Raw genomic sequence first — 16,647 nt, 5'->3', positions numbered from 1 at the left:
CTTCTCGCGCAGTTCCCCGCGCCCCTGAGGCATGCGCTGCGCGCAGCCTCCCCTTGGAGGCTGCGCTTCGCGCGCCTCTGATGGAGATGGCGCACGAAGTGCGCATCTCCAGGGGCGCGGGGAACTGCGCGAGAAGCGGCCACCGGCCCGCGCACGACCAACAACCCGACAAGAGCCACGACGCACCCCGCACCCGCCGACGCACAGCTTCACGCAGCCCGGATGGCGTCCTCCAGCCCGGGGAACGCGAAGTCGAAGCCGGACTCCAGGAGGCGCGTCGGGACGGCCCGGGTCGAGCCGAGGACGTCGCCCGCCATCTCGCCCAGCACCGTGCGGAGCACCGGCGCCGGGACGGGGAACAGCGCGGGGCGCCGCAGCACCCGCCCCATGGCAGCGGTGACCTCACGATTGGTCGCCGGATGCGGCGCCGTCAGATTCACCGGCCCGGCCACCGACTCCGTATCCAGAAGATGCCGCAACGCCGCGACGTGATCGTGCAGCGCGATGTACGGCCAGTACTGCCGCCCGTCCCCGAGCCGCCCCCCGAGCCCCGCCTTGAACAGCGGGAAGAGCTTGCCCCAGGCCCCGCCGTCCCGGGAGACGACCAGCCCGGTGCGGGCCAGCACGGTACGGATCCCGGCCTGATGGGCGGGCGCCGTGGCGGCCTCCCACTCCACGCACACCCCGGGCAGGAACCCGTCCCCGGCCGCCGCGCCCTCGTCGACGGCCCGCGCCCCGGTGTCGCCGTAATAGCCGACGGCGCTGCCGTTGAGGAAGACGCGGGGCGGCTCGGGCAGCGCGGCCGCCGCCTCGGCGAGCACGGTCGTGCCCAGGACCCGGCTGTCCCGGATCTCCCGCTTGTAGGCCGCCGTCCAGCGATGGTCACCGACGCCGGCCCCCGCGAGGTTGACGATCGCCTCGCAGCCGGCGAGCCGCGACGCGTCGAGCTGCCCGCCCTTGGGGTCCCACCGGACCTCGTCCGCGCCCCGTGGCGCGCGCCGCACCAGGCGCAGCACCTCGTGCCCGTCACCGGCCAGGGAACGGACGAGGGCCGAGCCGATGAGTCCTGAGGCACCTGCCACCGCGATACGTGTCATGACTCCATCCTGCCGGTCATACAGTGGCCCGCATGTCTCAGCCACAGCCTCGGATACGTTTCGCCGAACCGGACGACGACGACGCGCTCGGCAGTCTCGACCGTGCGACGTGGTCTCCCCTGCACGCGGTGACGCCTCCGGCCCGGCAGCCCTACCCGCCGTTCTTCTCCGACCGGTTCGGCCCGCGGGACCACATCGTGGCGGAGCTGGACGGCACTCTGGTGGGCTACGTGCGTCTCGGTCACCCCACCGGGCTCCCGGCGAACGCGCACGTCCGGCAGATCCAGGGCCTCGCCGTCTCCGACGCGGCGCGCGGCCGCGGCGTGGGCCGGATGCTGGTGCGGGCGGCGATCGGCCAGGCGCGGCGGCAGGGCGCGCGCCGGATCACGCTGCGGGTCCTCGGCCACAACACCCCGGCCAGGGCGCTGTACGCGTCCGAGGGCTTCGCCGTCGAGGGCGTGCTGCCCGAGGAGTTCCTGCTGGACGGTACGTACGTCGACGACGTCTTCATGGGCCGTGCCCTCTAGAGCCCACCGTCAGAGCCGATACAGCCGATATCGGGGTGCCGGTGGTGCCCCGGAGAACACGAGATGTGAACGTAGTGCCCATGAATCACCTGCGAACCCCGCGGCGCCCGGGACACCGCCGCGGCACGGCGACCGCCTCCGTCCTGCTGCTGCCGCTCGCCGTGACCGGTCTGACCGCCTGCTCCGACGCCGGCGACACGGCCGCGCCGCCGGTGGCCTCCCCCGCCGCGACGGCCAGCGGCAAGCGCTGCGCGACGCAGCCGATCGGGCCGGAGACGGAGTCGGCCGACGCCGCCGGGCAGCCCGCGGCGACGGGCGCGTACACGCTGGACAGCGGTGCGGTGAAGGCGCCGCGCAAGAAGACGTTCGGTGCGGTGACCGCCGACCGGTCGGCGATCCTGGTGTCCGGTTCGGGGCAGCTGTCGACGTACGACTCGAAGGTGACCAAGAACGGCGCCACCTCGTCGCTCCCCGAAGCCGGCGGCCGCGGCCTCAACGCGGCGCTGCTGGCCCGCGACGGCGGCCTCCTCGATCTGTCCGGCGGCCTGTACTACACGACCGGCAAGGGCTCGACGGGCGTCGCGGCGACGGGCAAGGACGCGCGGGCCACGCTGAGCGGCGGCGGCATCAACACGCAGGGCGCGTCCTCGCACGGCGTGCTGGCGTCGTACGGGGGCGTCCTCGACCTGACGTACGTACAGATCGTCACCATGGGCGCGCAGTCCGCGCCGGTCGCGACGGGGCCCGGCGGGGCGAAGGTGACGGTGTCGGGCGGCACGATGACGTCGGCGGGCTGCGGTTCGCCGGGGGTGCACACGTCCGGTGACGTCTCGCTCTCCGGCACGCTGTTCGACCTGGCGAACTCGGAGGCGTTCACGGTGGAGGCCGGCGGTTCGCTGTCCCTGAAGAACGTCCGGGCGACCGCGGCGGCCGGCGGTGTCGTGCTGCGCGGTGACGGCGAGAAGTCGTACACGATGGACGACGGGGCGCTCCTGGCCACGGACGGCGACGTGTTCAGCGTGCGGGGCGGCGCGGCGGACGTGAAGCTGTCGGGCGGCGCCGAGGTGAAGACCAAGAGCGGGGCGCTGCTGCGGGTCAAGGATCTGGCCGACGCGACCTTCCGGGCGGACGACGAGAAGCTGACGGGCGATGTGCTGGTCGCGGCCGGGTCCACCGCGGACCTGGAGCTGACCGGGTCGACGAAGCTGGACGGCAAGGTCAAGGGGGCGTCGCTGGCGCTGTCCGGCGGTGCGCGCTGGTCGGTGGCCGGGGCGTCGACGCTGGCGGGGCTGTCGTTCGGCGACGGGAGCACGTCGGACGGCGTGGCGAAGAAGATCTCCAAGATGATCGACGGGAACGGGTACGCGGTGACGTACGACCCGAAGTCCAGCCCGCAGCTGGACGGCAAGTCCTACCGGCTCAAGGGCGGCGGAACGCTGAAGCCGGCCTGAGCCTTCTCCGACTCCGCTCAGACACGTCCCTGGAGGCGGGCGGCGTGTTCGCGGATCCCGGGCAGCTCCGCCATCAGGGCCAGGCCCGGGCAGAACGTCTCGTAGCCGTCCCGGTGGCCGGAGACCGCCAGGAAGTCGGCGGTGCTGCCCGCCGGGAAGCGGCTGTGGCCGTTGCTGGAGACCAGCCGGACCGTGGAGCGCGGGTCGACCCCGGACAGGCCCAGTTTCCACGCGGCGACGGCGGCGATCGCGTCGGTCATGGCGCGCGGCACCGGCGTGCCCTCGGTGAACGTGCCGATGGCGGCGATCCCTGCCGTGTTCTGGTTGAAGCCCTGGGTGTGGGCGCCGACGACGGGCCGGTCGACGCCGCCCGCCCGGCCCTCGTAGACGGTGCCGCAGCGGTCGACGAGGAAGTTGTAGCCGATGTCGTCCCACGCCCTGCCGCCCGCCTGGCCGGCGTACAGGTAGCGGATGATGCGCGGGGTGTCGGCGCAGTCGTAGGCGTTCGGCGAGTCGGTGTGGTGGATGAAGACCGCCTCGACGCGGTCGCCGTAGCGCACGGGGTCACGCCGGTAGGTGTCGGCCTCCGCGAGCCACCGGCCGCGCGGCACGATCCGCGGCAGCGCTCCCGCATGGGCCCCGCCGGTGGCCGCGCGGGCCCGCACCGGCAGCGCGGCCGCGGGCATCGCCGCGCCCGCCTCGGTCCGGGGCTGTGCGGGCCCGGTCCTGTCGACGCCGGCGGCGCACAGCACGAGGAGCCCGAGGGCCAGGGCCCCGGGCAGACAGCACAGCACCGTTCGCAGCACACGCACGTCTCCACTGTCCGGTCACGGGCGCTGTGCGGTCGGCCACATGTCTGCCAGTTGGCGGAACCACCGGCGGGTCCGCGTTCGTTTGTTACCGATATGGACCTGCACCTCCACGTACTCGACGTGGCGCTGATCGTGGTGGCCGTGGCCTACGCGGCCTCCGGTTACCGTCGCGGCCTGCTCGCGGGCTGTGTGTCGCTCGCCGGGTTCGTCGGCGGCGCCGCCGTCGGTGTGTGGCTGCTGCCGTTCCTGATGGACACCGTCACGCCCGGCACCTCCGCGGCCACGCTCGTCGCCGTGCTCACGGTGCTGCTGCCCGCGCTCGCGGGACACGCGCTGGCCGGGCTGCTCGCGGCGCGCGTGCGCTTCGGGATGGACCGGGCGCCGGGGCCGCTGCGGGTGGCGGACGGGATCGGCGGGGCCGCGGCGGGCACGGTCGCCGTGCTGGTCGTGGCGTGGGTGGCGGGCAGCGTGCTGGCCTCGTCGTCCTCGACGGCCCTGAACCAGGCGATCCGCGGCTCCACGGTGCTCGGCGCCGTGCAGGACACGATGCCGTCGACGACTCCCGCGTGGTTCTCGCGGGCCACCGGGGCGCTCACCTCCGCCGGGTTCCCGCAGGTCTTCGACCCGTTCTCGCACGAGCCGTCCGCCGAGGTCGCCAAGCCCTCGGGGGACAGCGTCACGAAGGCGGCCACCCGGGCCGCGAGCCGGAGCACCGTCAAGGTGGAGGGCGCCTCGGGCACCCAGGGCCGCGAGGGCAGCGGTTTCGTGTACGCGTCGCAGCACGTGATGACCAACGCGCATGTGGTCGCGGGCATCGACGATCCGACGGTCCGGGTGGGCGGGGTTGGCCGGCCGTACTCGGCGCGGGTGGTGTTCTTCGACCCGGACAAGGATGTCGCGGTGCTGTACGTGCCCGATCTCGACGCTCCCGTCCTGAAGTTCGACGACGAGGCCGCGCGGGGCGATGCCGCCGTGGTCGCCGGGTATCCGCAGAACGGCGGGCTCGATCTTCAGGCCGCCACGGTCGCCGACACCATCGACGCCGGCGGGCAGAACATCTACGGCCAGGGCAGCGTCACCCGCGAGATCTACTCGATCCGCTCCACGGTGCGGCCGGGGAACTCGGGCGGGCCCCTGCTCACCACCTCCGGTGAGGTGTACGGGGTCGTCTTCGCGCGGTCCACCACGGATGCCGGGACCGGGTATGTGCTGACTGCCGATGAGGTGGCGGGGGATGCCGCGCGGGCGGCTTCCTCTACGTCGCCGGTGGACACCGGGGAACTGGTGTCGTCGTAGGGGGGCGGCTCGGTCGGGTGGCAAGCGCGGGCCCGGTGGGGGCTGGTCGCGCAGTTCCCCGCGCCCCTAGGTTCGTTGCGACCTGACGGCCGGTGGCCGCTTCTCGCGCAGTTCCCCGCGCCCCTGATGGGTTGTCGGTCGGCTGACGGCCGGTGGGTGGCTGGTCGCGCAGTTCCCCGCGCCCCTGGGAGCGTTGTCGGCCGACGGCCGGTGGCCTCTTCTCGCGCCGTTCCCCGCGCCCCTGAGGCAGGCGCTCCGCGCCGCCTTCCCCTGAGGGGCGGTGGCGTGCCTTTGATGAGATGGCGCACGAAGTGCGCATCTCAGGGGCGCGGGGAACTGCGCGAGAAGCGGCCACCGGGCCGCAGACGAACGACGACCCGATAAGGGGCGCGGGGAACTGCGCGACCACCCCCCACCCACCCGCAGGCGAGTGGCGTCGGCTCAGTAGTGGGTGCCACCGTCTATGCGGACCTCGGTGCCCGTGATGAACCGGCCGTCGTCGGACGCCAGCATGGCGACCACCCCGGCCACCGCCTCGGGCCCGGCGAACCCCCCGTCCCCCAGCGCGGGCGACAGCTTCGCGAAGAGGCTCCAGTCGGTGTCGGCGGGCAGCCCGGGCCCCTGGCTCTGCTTGCTCTCGCCGGACCCGTCCGTCATGCCGGAAGAGATCGAGCCGGGCTGCACGGCCGTGAACCGTATGCCCTGCTTGCTGTACTCGGCGGCGAGCGCGTGCGTCATGGACTGGATGCCGCCCTTGCTGGCCGCGTAGGCCACCATGTACGGGTGGGCGAAGAGCGCGGACGTGGAGCTGAAGTTCACGACGGCGGCGGAGCCACTCTCCAGCAGCGCCGGGACCGCCTCGCGGATCATCAGGAAGGTACCGGTCAGATTGACCGCGACGACCTGGTTGAAGTCGGCGAGCGACGTCTCGTGGGTGTGCGAGGAGCGCAGGATGCCGGCCGCGTTGACCAGCACGTCAAGACCCCCGAGCGTGGCCAGCGCGGCAGCGACACCCGCGCGTACGGACGCCTCGTCGGCGATGTTCACGACGACCGTGGTGAGACGTCCGGCGTCGGCGCCCGCCTTGGTGACGGTGTCCTGGAGGCCGGCCTCGCTGACGTCGGCGGCGACGACCGTGCCGCCCTCCGCCAGCATGCGCAGCACGGTGGCCTGGCCGATCCCCGAGCCACCGCCGGTGATGAGTGCGCGGCGGCCTGCGTAACGGTTCATGTCGACTCCCTGAGGGGTTTGTTCTGACGTGCGGCGTTCACCGTACGCCCAGGTGGCACGTTTTGCCACAGTGGCGTTCTGCGCCGCAGTGACTCTGTGCCGGTTACGCTTCCTCAGGTGAGCCGACCCGTGAACCCGCCCCTCTCGCTGACCGAGCGCCGCAAGGCCGCGACCCAGCTCGACATCGCGCACGCCGCCGCCGAACTCTTCACCGAGCAGGGCCCCGACGGCACGACGGCGGAGGAGATCGCGGGCCGCGCCGGGGTCGCGCTGCGCACGTTCTACCGGTACTTCCGCAGCAAGCAGGACGCGGTGGCGCCGCTGCTCTCCACCGGCGGCGCCCAGTGGCGCGAACTGCTGGCCGCGACGGACCCCGGGACACCGCTCCCCCAGGCTCTGGAGGCGGCGGCGGTGGCCTCGCTGTCCCAGCCGGGCGAGGCGGCGGCGGAGGCGCTGCGCTGGACCCGGGGACTGCTCCGGGCGGCGCAGGACGATCCGGCCCTGCGCGCCGTCTGGTACCGGGTGAACCAGGAGTCCGAGGAGCAGTTGCTGCCGGTCGTGACCCGGCTCGTGGGCCCCGGCACCGGCGAACTGGAACTCCGCCTGATCGCGGCCGCCGCCACGGATGCCATCCGGGTCTCCCTGGAGGTCTGGGCGACCTCGAAGGCCGACGTCACCGGCCCCGGTTCCCCCGCCGACCTGGTGACCCGCGCCCTGAGGGGCGCAGGGAACTGCGCGATCAGCCAGAACGGAGCCGCGGCCGCGTCGGCCGAGTAACCCCGCAGACGCGCTCGCGGCCCGTCAGGGCGGAGCACACGGTCCCCCGCACCCCCGACGGGGCGCACTCCGCACGGAGGCGTGCGCCCGTACCGCCCCCCGTGCGCGGCCCCTTCTTTACGGGAACCCCACCTACCCTCGACCCGAACTCACGTATTCCGGGGCCGAGTCGGGGGCATACGCCTCCAGCAAACAGCCGCGCAACTTGGGGAGGCGCACGTGCTTGAGCCCGCACACACAGCAGCAGGAACCGTCGTCGTCGTGGGCGCCGGGGTCGCCGGACTCTCGGTCGCCCAGCACCTGACCAGGGCGGGCGTGAGAACCCTGGTCCTGGAAGCCGCGTCCGGCGTCGGCGGCCGCATGACCACGGAGAAGGTCGACGGATTCCGGCTCGACCGGATCGGGCGGCTGCTCTCCACCTCGTATCCCGAACTGCGCCACACGCCGGGCCTTGACGGCCTCGTCCTGCGCCCCTTCTCCCCCGGCGTCCTGGTGCACAGCGAGGGCCGCAACCACCGCGCGGGAGAACCGACCGGCTCCCGGCGCGCGAGGGGGGCGCTGAACGCGGCGCGCGCCCTGGCGAGCGCCCCGCGTCCGGTGCGGGGCGCCCGGCCACAGCTGGGCGGCCCGCTCGACCACGCGCGGCTCGGCGCCGCGCTGGCCCGGATCGCCGCGACCGAGCCCGCACGGCTGCTGGCCCGCCCCGAACTCCCCGTCGGCCGCGCCCTGTCGGAGCGCGGCCTCTCCCCCAGGACGGTGCACGGTTTCCTGCGGCCGCTGCTCTCGGCCCTGCTGTGCGACCCGGGTCTGACGACGTCCAGCCGGTGCGCCGAACTGGCCCTGCACGCGTACGCGAACGGCCGTCTCGCCGTGCCCGAGGGCGGCGCGGACGCGCTGCCCGAGCTGCTCGCGGCCGGGCTCCCGCCGGGCACCGTGCGCACGGGGGTCCGGGTCACCGCCGTCGCCGCGAACCGGATCACCACCGCCGAACACGGTGAATTCCCGTGCCGCGGCGTCGTGCTGGCGACCGACGCGGGCGCCGCCGCCGAGCTCCTGCCGGGCCTGCGCGTGCCCCGCTTCCACCAGGTCACCGTGGTGCATCACGCCGCGCCCGAGCCGCCGCTCGCCGAACCCGCGCTGCTGCTCGACGCGGACCGGCTCGGACCGGCCGCGCACACCGCCGTGATCAGCCAGGTGGACCCGAGCCGCGCCCCCGCAGGACGCGCGCTGGTCTCCTCTACGGTGCTCGGCCCACCGCCGGGCGACGGCGAGCTGCGCACCCAGCTCGCCCTGCTCTACGGCACGTCGACCCGGCACTGGGAGACCCTCGCCGTGCACCACGACGCGCACGCCGTGCCCGCGATGCCGGCCCCGCACGACCCACGGCGCCCGGTGCGCCTGCTCGACGGCCTGTACGTGTGCGGGGACCACCGGGACACCAGCACCGTGCAGGGCGCGCTGCACTCGGGACGGCGGGCTGCGCGCGCGGTCCTGGCGGATCTGGGCGCGGCCACGGCTCCGGAGAACGCCCCGGTGGACAAAGCCGCTTGAGCGCACCGCCCCCGTCTGGTTCGATCCGTCGGGGCACCCCAAGATCGCGCCCGTCTCCGTGGCACATTCCGGAGGCGGGCGCCCCCAATCCCGACGCGCCCGAAAGGCGTCAGCCCAGTGCGGCGACCTTGTCCCGGTACCCGCGCACGGGTCCCGCGTCCCGGTACGGCTCCAGGCGCCGCTCGAACTCGCGCACGTACTCGTGGGCCCGCACCGAGCGCATGTCGGCCGCCGCGGCGGCCGCCTCCGCGCCCAGCGCGCACGCCGCGTCCAGCTCGCCGAGCCCGAGCCGGGCCGAGGCGAGCACCACCCGGCAGAACAGCCGGCTGCGCGCGTATCCCGGCGACCGCAGCTGGAGCGACCGCTCCGCGTGCTGGGCGGCCGCCCGGTACTGCTGGAGGTCCCGGTAGCAGTGCCCGAACTCGTCGGCCATCTGCGCCTCGTCGAAGAACCGCGCCCAGTGCGGGACCTCGTCCCCGGGCCGCACCGCGTCGAGCGCCCGCTCCGCCCGTACGAGCGAGGACGTGCAGGCCCGCACCTCGCCGAGCACGCCGTGCCCGCGTGCCTCCACGGAGTGCAGCATGGCCTGGACGGCCGGCGGCGCCGACGTGCCCACCCCCTGCTGGGCGACCCGGGCGAGCTGCACCGCCTCCCGCCCGTGCCCGAGGTACACGGCCTGGCGGCTCATGGTGACCAGGACGTACGAGCCGTACATCCGGTCGGCGGCGGCCTGCGCGAGCCGCAGCGACTGGACGAAGTAGCGCTGGGCGAGTCCGTGCGCCGCGATGTCGTACGAGGTCCAGCCGGCGAGCCGGGTCAGATCGGCGACGGCGTCGAAGAGGCGCCGCCCGGTCTGCTCTCCGTAGGTCCCGCGCAGCATCGGCTCGGCCTCGTGCTCCAGGTAGCGGACCAGGGCCTGCCGCGCGTGCCCGCCGCCGTAGGCGTGGTCGAGGGCGCGGAACAGCTCGCCGACCGAGCGCAGGGCCGCGATGTCGCCGCCGGTCACCTTCTGGCCGGGCCCGCGCTCGGTCTGGGTGCGCTGGCGCGGCACGCCGGGCCGGCCCTGGGGCGGGACGCGGGGCGGCAGCTCTCCTCTGCCCACCCGGTCGTCGGCGCGGCCGATCAGCCAGTCCCGGCTGGGCACCACGAGCCCGGCCGGGGTGAACGCGATCTTGCGCAGTTCGACATGGCTGCCGGAGTCCTTGCGCCACAGGCCGCTGACGATGTCGACGGCCTCCTCGGGCGAGCCCGCGAACTCCAGGCCCGCGTACACGGGCGCGCACGCGTCGAGCCCGAGGTCCTGGGCGGAGAGGCGGCGGCCGAGGCGCCGGGTGAACACTTCGGCGATCAGTGCGGGTGTGGTGCCCCGCGGCTGCTGCCCGCGCAGCCATCTGGTCACCGATGTCTTGTCGTAGCGGAGATCGAGACCGTGTTCCAGCCCTAGCTGGTCCACGCGGCGCGCGAGCCCCGCATTGGAGAAACCCGCCTCCGCGATGAGCGCGGAGAGCTGGCGGTTCGGGGTGCGCTGCGGAGGTCGTTCCGTCATCAGCTGTGCGGTCTCCTGCCTTCCGGGCCGGGGTGCAGCCCTCATGGAACGGCGCGACTGTAACGGCGATATTCGGCCTCGACGGGGGCTTCTCCCGCCCTTCATCCGATCGTGTGACGAACGGTGAGGAAGGTGGACAGCGCGCGGACCGTCGGGGGCGGTCGGGGGGCATGAGTGTCCCCACCGGAAACAGTCATACGATGCGTGTGCGCTACACCGGAAGGTTCAAGGTTCCCCGTGCCTCATATCGACATCGACTACTCCGACCGTCTCGTCGGCGTGGACCGTGGTCTCGACGTATCCGCCCTGGTGGCGGAGTTGCATCCGCTCGTGGTCGACCGTGTGCGGTCGATCGGTGTCGGCAAGACGTTCGCACGGCCCTCGGCCTCGTACGTGGACGGGGACGCGGCCCCCTTCGTGCATGTGTCGGTCGGCCTGCTCCCCGGCCGTCCACAGGCGGTCAAGAACGCGCTCTCCGACGACGTACTGGCCCTGCTCGACAAGCATCTGTCCGGGGTCCCCGGAGTGACGTACTCGGTGGAGGTGCGCGACCTGGACGTCTCGTACCGCCTCTACCCGACCCACTGAGGCGCCGGCGGGGCGCCGTACGCTTGCCGGGGGCGCGACAAGTGCACCGATGCGTGCACGGTGAAGGTTCTGGTTCTTGAGGAGGCGCTTGCCGTGAGTGAGTTCCGGTTCGTCCGGCTGGGGTTCGGTGCGGACATGGTCGATTACCAGGTCGCCTGGGACGAGCAGCGCCGGGTGCACGCCGCCCGCTTCGCCGACGAGATCCCCGACACCTGTCTGCTCCTGGAGCACCCGCCGGTCTACACCGCGGGCCGGCGCACCGCCCCCGAGGAGCGCCCGCTGGACGGCACCCCCGTCATCGACGTGGACCGCGGCGGCAAGATCACCTGGCACGGCCCGGGCCAGCTCGTCGGCTACCCGATCCAGAAGCTGCCGCGCCCGGTGGACGTGGTCGCGCATCTGCGCCGCCTGGAGGACGCGGTGATCGCGGTCTGCGCCGAGTTCGGCATCGAGGCGGCCCGGGTCGAGGGCCGCGCGGGCGTCTGGGTCCTCGGCGACCCGATCGAGCGGCGCACGAACATCGGCGGCCTCTCCCTCGACTTCGACCCGCGCCTGAGCAGCGAGGACGAGGAGTTCGACCACCGCCTGGTCGGCCCCGAGTACGCGCCGTCGAACGCGGGCCAGCGGCACGAGGACCGCAAGATCTGCGCCATGGGCATCCGGGTCGCCAAGGGCGTCACGATGCACGGCTTCGCGCTGAACGTGAACCCGGACACGTCGAACTTCGACAAGATCATCCCGTGCGGCATCCGGGACGCGGGCGTCACCTCGCTGTCGTACGAACTCGGCCGCGAGGTCACCATGGACGAGGTGCTGCCGGTCGCGGAGAAGCACCTCCAGCACGTCCTGGGCGGAGCGGACCTCAAGCCGCGCTTCGTCGAGAAGGCCGAGCGGGCCACCGCCTGACCGTCCGGCGGGGAATGCGCCCCGTTGGCCAGAGGTTGGCCACCCGTGAGGGCCATGTACATCACGGGCGTACCCTGATGTACGCCGAGGAATCGAAGCTTTAGGGAGCCGGTCGTGTCCGCAGTCGCACCCGACGGACGCAAGATGCTGCGCCTGGAGGTCCGCAACGCCCAGACCCCCATCGAGCGCAAGCCCGAGTGGATCAAGACGCGGGCGAAAATGGGCCCCGAGTACACGAAGATGCAGAATCTCGTGAAGTCCGAGGGCCTGCACACGGTCTGCCAGGAGGCGGGCTGTCCCAACATCTACGAGTGCTGGGAGGACCGCGAGGCCACGTTCCTCATCGGCGGCGACCAGTGCACGCGCCGGTGCGACTTCTGCCAGATCGACACCGGCAAGCCCGAGGCCCTCGACCGCGACGAGCCGCGTCGCGTGGGTGAGTCCGTCGTCACGATGGACCTGAACTACGCCACGATCACCGGCGTCGCCCGCGACGACCTGGAGGACGGCGGCGCCTGGCTGTACGCGGAGACGGTCCGCCAGATCCACGCGCAGACCGCCGAGCGCGCCGAGGGCCGCACGAAGGTCGAGCTGCTGGCCCCGGACTTCAACGCGGTGCCCGAGCAGCTGGCCGAGGTCTTCTCGTCCCGCCCCGAGGTCTTCGCGCACAACGTGGAGACGGTGCCGCGCATCTTCAAGCGGATCCGCCCCGGCTTCCGCTACGAGCGTTCGCTGAAGGTCATCACGGAGGCGCGCGAGTTCGGCCTGGTCACCAAGTCGAACCTGATCCTCGGCATGGGCGAGACCCGCGAGGAGGTCTCCGAGGCGCTGCGTCAGCTGCACGACGCCGGCTGCGAGCTGGTCACCATCACGCAGTACCTGCGGCCGTCCGTGCGCCACCACCCCGTGGAGCGCTGGGTCAAGCCGGCCGAGTTCGTGGAGCTGAAGGACGAGGCCGAGCAGATCGGTTTCTCCGGCGTCATGTCGGGCCCGCTGGTCCGCTCCTCGTACCGCGCCGGGCGCCTGTACCAGATGGCGATCGAGAAGCGGGGCGCGTTCGTCGCCTCTCAGGCGGTCTGACCGTCCGGTGAGAACGCGGGCCTCCGCCCGTGTGAATTCACGCACAAAACACTACCGGCCGGTAATGGCTGGTAAGGCGCGGCCCGGGCCGTCCTCGCAGATGAGGGCGACCGTCTGGGCCGCGTCAACGTTTGCGGCGCAGGCGTCAAGGTTTCATGGGTGTTTGACCGTCCGGTCATGCACTGGTAACACCAATCAGTGACCCTGGAATCACCGCTCGTGCACAGCTGGCCGTCGCGCCGACCAATCCGACCCGTCTCTGAGGGGGGACCTCAACGATGCAGGCCGCGCCCGTTCGCGCCACCGCCATCCCGACGTTCACCGACGCACTGCGCGCCGTGGAGTCGCTGCTCATGAGCGGCGGCCAGCGTCACGCCCGCCGCAACGCCTGGACCTCCGTCCTGGAGGACCGCCGCCGCGCCAAGGACCGCGTCGAGGCCCAGCGGGTCCTGGAAGCCGTCTCCGCACGCGGCTGACACCCGTCCGACCGCCACCCGGAACGCTGCCGGACCGTACTGCTGTTCATGCGGCGTCCCCGGCCACGTAGACTTCGACACATGGCGAGGAAGGACACGGCAGCGGACGCTGCGAATCCAGGGCGACTCAAGCAGATCGCTCTGACCTACAAGATGACCAGCAAGGCCGACCCCAAAATCGGTCTTGTACTCGCGGCTGTGGGGATCGTCACCTTCGGTGTCCTTCTCGCGATCGGCTTCTTGATCGGTCACCCCATCTATCTCGGAATTCTCGGCTTCCTGCTCGCCTTCCTCGCGATGGCGATCGTCTTCGGACGCCGGGCCGAGCGAGCGGCCTTCGGCCAGATGGAAGGCCAGCCCGGAGCGGCGGCCGCGGTGCTCGACAACATCGGCCGAGGCTGGACGACGACCCCGGCGGTCGCGATGAACCGGAGCCAGGACGTCGTGCACCGCGCCGTCGGCAAGGCCGGCATCGTGCTCGTCGCCGAGGGCAACCCGAACCGGGTGAAGTCCCTGCTCGCGGCCGAGAAGCGGAAGATGGCCCGCATCGTGGCGGACGTCCCGGTGCACGACATCATGGTGGGCAACGGCGAGGGCCAGACCCCGCTGAAGAAGGTCCGCACCACCATGCTGAAGCTGCCGCGCGTGCTGAACGGCCCGCAGGTGACGTCGACCAACGACCGGCTGCGCGCCATGGGCGACCTGATGTCGAACATGCCGCTGCCGAAGGGTCCGATGCCCAAGGGGATGCGGATGCCGAAGGGTGGCGGCAAGACGCGGTGACGCTGCCGCTGTCCCTACGTGAATGAGGCGGGCCGGAACCTTCGGGTTCCGGCCCGCCTCATTTCCGTTCGTCCGCGGGTCCGGTGGGGGCTGGTCGCGTTCGTCCGCGGGCCCGGTGGGGGCTGGTCGCGCAGTTCCCCGCGCCCCTGAAGGCATGCGCTGCGCGCGCCTTCCCCTGAAGACCGTGACGCGCGCCTTCCCCCAATGCCCCGCCCCTGGGCGAGCGGAGCTCGCTCCCAGGGGCGCGGGGAACTGCGCGAGAAGCGGCCACCGGCCGTCAGCCGACGACGCTCGCTCAGATGCGGACCTCTACGGACTTCGCGAGCCGATCGTGCAGCCCGCGCCCGTCCCGGTCCCAGATCAGCGCGGGGATGGCGACACAGAGCAGCACGGTGCGGACCACGACCCGGCCCAGTCCGAGCCGACCGCCCGCCTCCGAAACAACCCGCAACCCGAACAGCCGCTTGCCCGGCGTGCAGCCGATGGTGCCGACGGTGAGCACGCCGAGCACCAGGAAGATGAGCAGCGCCCAGTTCCCCGTAGCCTGGTTGTAGCCGTGCGTGACCAGGCCGTATGCGATCAGCATGCACAGCGCCCAGTCCACGACGAGCGCCCCGACACGCCGCCCGGGCCGAGCGATCGAGCCGGGCCCGGACTCCGGAAGTCCGAGCTGCTCACCGCGGTAACCGAAGTCCGCTCCCGCGTTCTCCAAGGCCTCGCGCGGTCCCGAGAGCCACGAACCCATTGCTTCCCTGTTGTCCACGGCTCCACGGTACTGCGCCGCGTCCCTCACACCGCTCGGGCCCCTGGTCCGGTTAACTTCGGCGAAACAAATGGGTCATGCTTGAGAAACCACGTCTGCCTATGGTCAGGTCCAGCGTGTGCCACCGCACTGGCCCCACGACCGAGCTGCAAACCCCGCCCCTCCCCGGGTGGGAGTAGGAGGAGTTGGATGTTCCAGAACGCCGATGACGCCAAGAAGTTCATCGCGGACGAGGACGTCAAGTTCGTCGACGTCCGGTTCTGCGACCTGCCGGGTGTGATGCAGCACTTCACGGTGCCGGCTGCGGCGTTCGACCCGACCGAGGAGCTCGCCTTCGACGGTTCCTCGATCCGCGGCTTCCAGGCCATCCACGAGTCCGACATGGCGCTCCGCGCCGACCTGTCCACCGCGCGCGTAGACCCCTTCCGCCGCGACAAGACGGTCAACATCAACTTCTTCATCCACGACCCGATCACGGGCGAGCAGTACTCCCGTGACCCGCGCAACGTGGCGAAGAAGGCCGAGGCCTACCTCGCGTCGACCGGCATCGCCGACACCGCGTACTTCGGCCCCGAGGCCGAGTTCTACGTGTTCGACTCGGTCCGCTTCGAGACCTCCGCGAACCGCTCGCTGTACGAGATCGACTCCGAGGCGGGCGCCTGGAACACCGGCGCCGTCGAGAACAACCGCGGCTACAAGGTCCGCTACAAGGGCGGCTACTTCCCGGCCCCGCCGGTCGACCACTTCGCCGACCTGCGCGCCGAGATCTCCCTGGAGCTGGACAAGAACGGCCTGCAGGTCGAGCGCCAGCACCACGAGGTCGGCACGGCCGGCCAGGCGGAGATCAACTACAAGTTCAACACGCTGCTCGCCGCGGCCGACGACCTGATGCTCTTCAAGTACATCGTGAAGAACGTCGCCTGGCGCAACAACAAGACCGCGACCTTCATGCCGAAGCCGATCTTCGGTGACAACGGCTCGGGCATGCACGTCCACCAGTCGCTGTGGGCCGGCGGCGACCCGCTGTTCTACGACGAGCAGGGCTACGCGGGCCTCTCGGACATGGCGCGCTACTACATCGGCGGCATCCTGAAGCACGCCCCGTCGCTCCTCGCCTTCACGAACCCGACGGTGAACTCGTACCACCGCCTGGTCCCCGGCTTCGAGGCCCCGGTCAACATGGTGTACTCGCAGCGCAACCGCTCGGCGGCCATGCGTATCCCGATCACGGGCTCGAACCCGAAGGCCAAGCGCGTCGAGTTCCGCGCGCCGGACCCGTCCTCGAACCCGTACCTCGCGTTCTCGGCGCTGCTCATGGCCGGCCTGGACGGCGTGAAGAACAAGATCGAGCCGGCCGAGCCGATCGACAAGGACCTCTACGAGCTGGCTCCCGAGGAGCACGCGAACGTCCAGCAGGTCCCGACCTCGCTCCCCGCGGTCCTCGACGCCCTCGAGGCGGACAACGAGTACCTCCAGGCCGGCGGCGTCTTCACGTCCGACCTGATCGAGACGTGGATCGACTACAAGCGCACGAACGAGATCGCCCCGATCCAGCTGCGCCCGCACCCGCACGAGTTCGAGCTGTACTTCGACATCTAGAAAGCGCGCAGCCCAGAGCCGCTGTTCGACGCTCTGGGCCGTGCGTGGGCCGTGGGGGGGGGGGGGGGGGGTCGCGGGGGGGGGGGAGGGAGGAAAGCCGAATACGCCGTGAGCTACCACCCGTCTCTCCCCCCCTCCCCCCCGCCCTACTTCCCCCCCCCTCCC

General features: G+C 72.1%; 16 protein-coding genes. 11 read left to right on the top strand and 5 right to left on the bottom strand.

Annotated elements, in window-relative coordinates; all coding sequences use genetic code 11:
• Positions 1-209: 209 nt before the first annotated feature.
• Positions 210-1,097 carry a TIGR01777 family oxidoreductase gene (locus ACFVDP_RS35975; protein WP_383499132.1) on the bottom strand — a complete coding sequence of 296 codons (888 nt, stop codon included), beginning with the start codon at positions 1,095-1,097 and terminating at the stop codon, positions 210-212.
• Between the two features lie 32 nt (positions 1,098-1,129).
• Here ACFVDP_RS35975 and ACFVDP_RS35970 point away from each other — a divergent pair, with 32 nt between their 5' ends.
• Both ACFVDP_RS35970 and ACFVDP_RS35965 read left to right on the top strand, forming a co-directional pair.
• Entirely contained in the window at positions 1,130-1,624 is a 495-nt protein-coding gene (locus tag ACFVDP_RS35970) for a GNAT family N-acetyltransferase (protein WP_383499130.1), read from the top strand.
• Between the two features lie 80 nt (positions 1,625-1,704).
• Positions 1,705-3,075 (top strand): hypothetical protein, encoded by a 1,371-nt coding sequence (locus ACFVDP_RS35965; RefSeq protein WP_383499127.1) that lies wholly within the window; start codon positions 1,705-1,707, stop codon positions 3,073-3,075.
• Between the two features lie 17 nt (positions 3,076-3,092).
• Here the strand turns inward: ACFVDP_RS35965 and ACFVDP_RS35960 are convergent, their stop codons facing one another.
• Positions 3,093-3,878, bottom strand: coding sequence for a peptidoglycan recognition protein (locus ACFVDP_RS35960; RefSeq protein ID WP_383499207.1), 786 nt, complete (start codon positions 3,876-3,878; stop codon positions 3,093-3,095).
• A 102-nt stretch (positions 3,879-3,980) separates the two neighbouring features.
• Between ACFVDP_RS35960 and ACFVDP_RS35955 the strand changes: the two genes are divergently transcribed.
• Entirely contained in the window at positions 3,981-5,183 is a 1,203-nt protein-coding gene (locus ACFVDP_RS35955; protein ID WP_383499124.1) for a MarP family serine protease, read from the top strand.
• A gap of 441 nt (positions 5,184-5,624) precedes the next feature.
• On the opposite strand, the gene ACFVDP_RS35950 is transcribed toward ACFVDP_RS35955, so the two are convergent.
• Entirely contained in the window at positions 5,625-6,413 is a 789-nt protein-coding gene (locus tag ACFVDP_RS35950) for an SDR family NAD(P)-dependent oxidoreductase (RefSeq protein ID WP_383499121.1), read from the bottom strand.
• A 117-nt stretch (positions 6,414-6,530) separates the two neighbouring features.
• Here ACFVDP_RS35950 and ACFVDP_RS35945 point away from each other — a divergent pair, with 117 nt between their 5' ends.
• Together ACFVDP_RS35945 and ACFVDP_RS35940 are read left to right on the top strand one after the other, a co-directional pair.
• Positions 6,531-7,190, top strand: coding sequence for a TetR family transcriptional regulator (locus ACFVDP_RS35945; RefSeq protein ID WP_383499118.1), 660 nt, complete (start codon positions 6,531-6,533; stop codon positions 7,188-7,190).
• Between the two features lie 219 nt (positions 7,191-7,409).
• Positions 7,410-8,741: an NAD(P)/FAD-dependent oxidoreductase gene (locus ACFVDP_RS35940; protein WP_383499115.1), complete on the top strand. Its 1,332-nt coding sequence runs from the start codon at positions 7,410-7,412 to the stop codon at positions 8,739-8,741.
• A 109-nt stretch (positions 8,742-8,850) separates the two neighbouring features.
• Here ACFVDP_RS35940 and ACFVDP_RS35935 read toward each other — a convergent pair whose 3' ends face one another.
• Positions 8,851-10,287, bottom strand: coding sequence for a regulator (locus ACFVDP_RS35935; RefSeq protein WP_383499113.1), 1,437 nt, complete (start codon positions 10,285-10,287; stop codon positions 8,851-8,853).
• Positions 10,288-10,524: 237 nt separating this feature from the next.
• Here ACFVDP_RS35935 and ACFVDP_RS35930 point away from each other — a divergent pair, with 237 nt between their 5' ends.
• The 5 genes from ACFVDP_RS35930 to ACFVDP_RS35910 all read left to right on the top strand — a co-directional run bounded on the left by ACFVDP_RS35930 (position 10,525) and on the right by ACFVDP_RS35910 (position 14,120).
• Positions 10,525-10,875, top strand: a complete 351-nt coding sequence (locus tag ACFVDP_RS35930; RefSeq protein WP_383499110.1) for a 5-carboxymethyl-2-hydroxymuconate Delta-isomerase — start codon at positions 10,525-10,527, stop codon at positions 10,873-10,875.
• A 93-nt stretch (positions 10,876-10,968) separates the two neighbouring features.
• Positions 10,969-11,781 carry a lipoyl(octanoyl) transferase LipB gene (gene lipB / locus ACFVDP_RS35925; protein ID WP_383499107.1) on the top strand — a complete coding sequence of 271 codons (813 nt, stop codon included), beginning with the start codon at positions 10,969-10,971 and terminating at the stop codon, positions 11,779-11,781.
• A gap of 114 nt (positions 11,782-11,895) precedes the next feature.
• The gene (gene lipA / locus ACFVDP_RS35920; protein ID WP_383499104.1) at positions 11,896-12,861 is read left to right on the top strand and encodes a lipoyl synthase; all 966 of its coding nucleotides are present in this window, start codon (positions 11,896-11,898) and stop codon (positions 12,859-12,861) included.
• A gap of 278 nt (positions 12,862-13,139) precedes the next feature.
• Positions 13,140-13,337 carry a hypothetical protein gene (locus tag ACFVDP_RS35915; protein WP_111661886.1) on the top strand — a complete coding sequence of 66 codons (198 nt, stop codon included), beginning with the start codon at positions 13,140-13,142 and terminating at the stop codon, positions 13,335-13,337.
• A gap of 81 nt (positions 13,338-13,418) precedes the next feature.
• Positions 13,419-14,120: a DUF4191 domain-containing protein gene (locus ACFVDP_RS35910; protein ID WP_383499100.1), complete on the top strand. Its 702-nt coding sequence runs from the start codon at positions 13,419-13,421 to the stop codon at positions 14,118-14,120.
• Positions 14,121-14,415: 295 nt separating this feature from the next.
• Here ACFVDP_RS35910 and ACFVDP_RS35905 read toward each other — a convergent pair whose 3' ends face one another.
• A complete protein-coding gene (locus tag ACFVDP_RS35905) occupies positions 14,416-14,883 on the bottom strand; it encodes an RDD family protein (protein WP_383499098.1) in 468 nt (155 codons plus the stop codon).
• Positions 14,884-15,072: 189 nt separating this feature from the next.
• Between ACFVDP_RS35905 and glnA the strand changes: the two genes are divergently transcribed.
• On the top strand, positions 15,073-16,482 hold the full coding sequence (gene glnA / locus ACFVDP_RS35900) for a type I glutamate--ammonia ligase (RefSeq protein ID WP_363191259.1): 1,410 nt from the start codon (positions 15,073-15,075) through the stop codon (positions 16,480-16,482).
• Positions 16,483-16,647: the final 165 nt, after the last annotated feature.

Source organism: Streptomyces sp. NPDC057694 (genome assembly GCF_042799415.1).
Lineage (GTDB): Bacteria > Actinomycetota > Actinomycetes > Streptomycetales > Streptomycetaceae > Streptomyces.
Note: the sequence above shows the minus strand (reverse complement) of the source record. Positions and strands in the feature narration are given on the sequence as shown.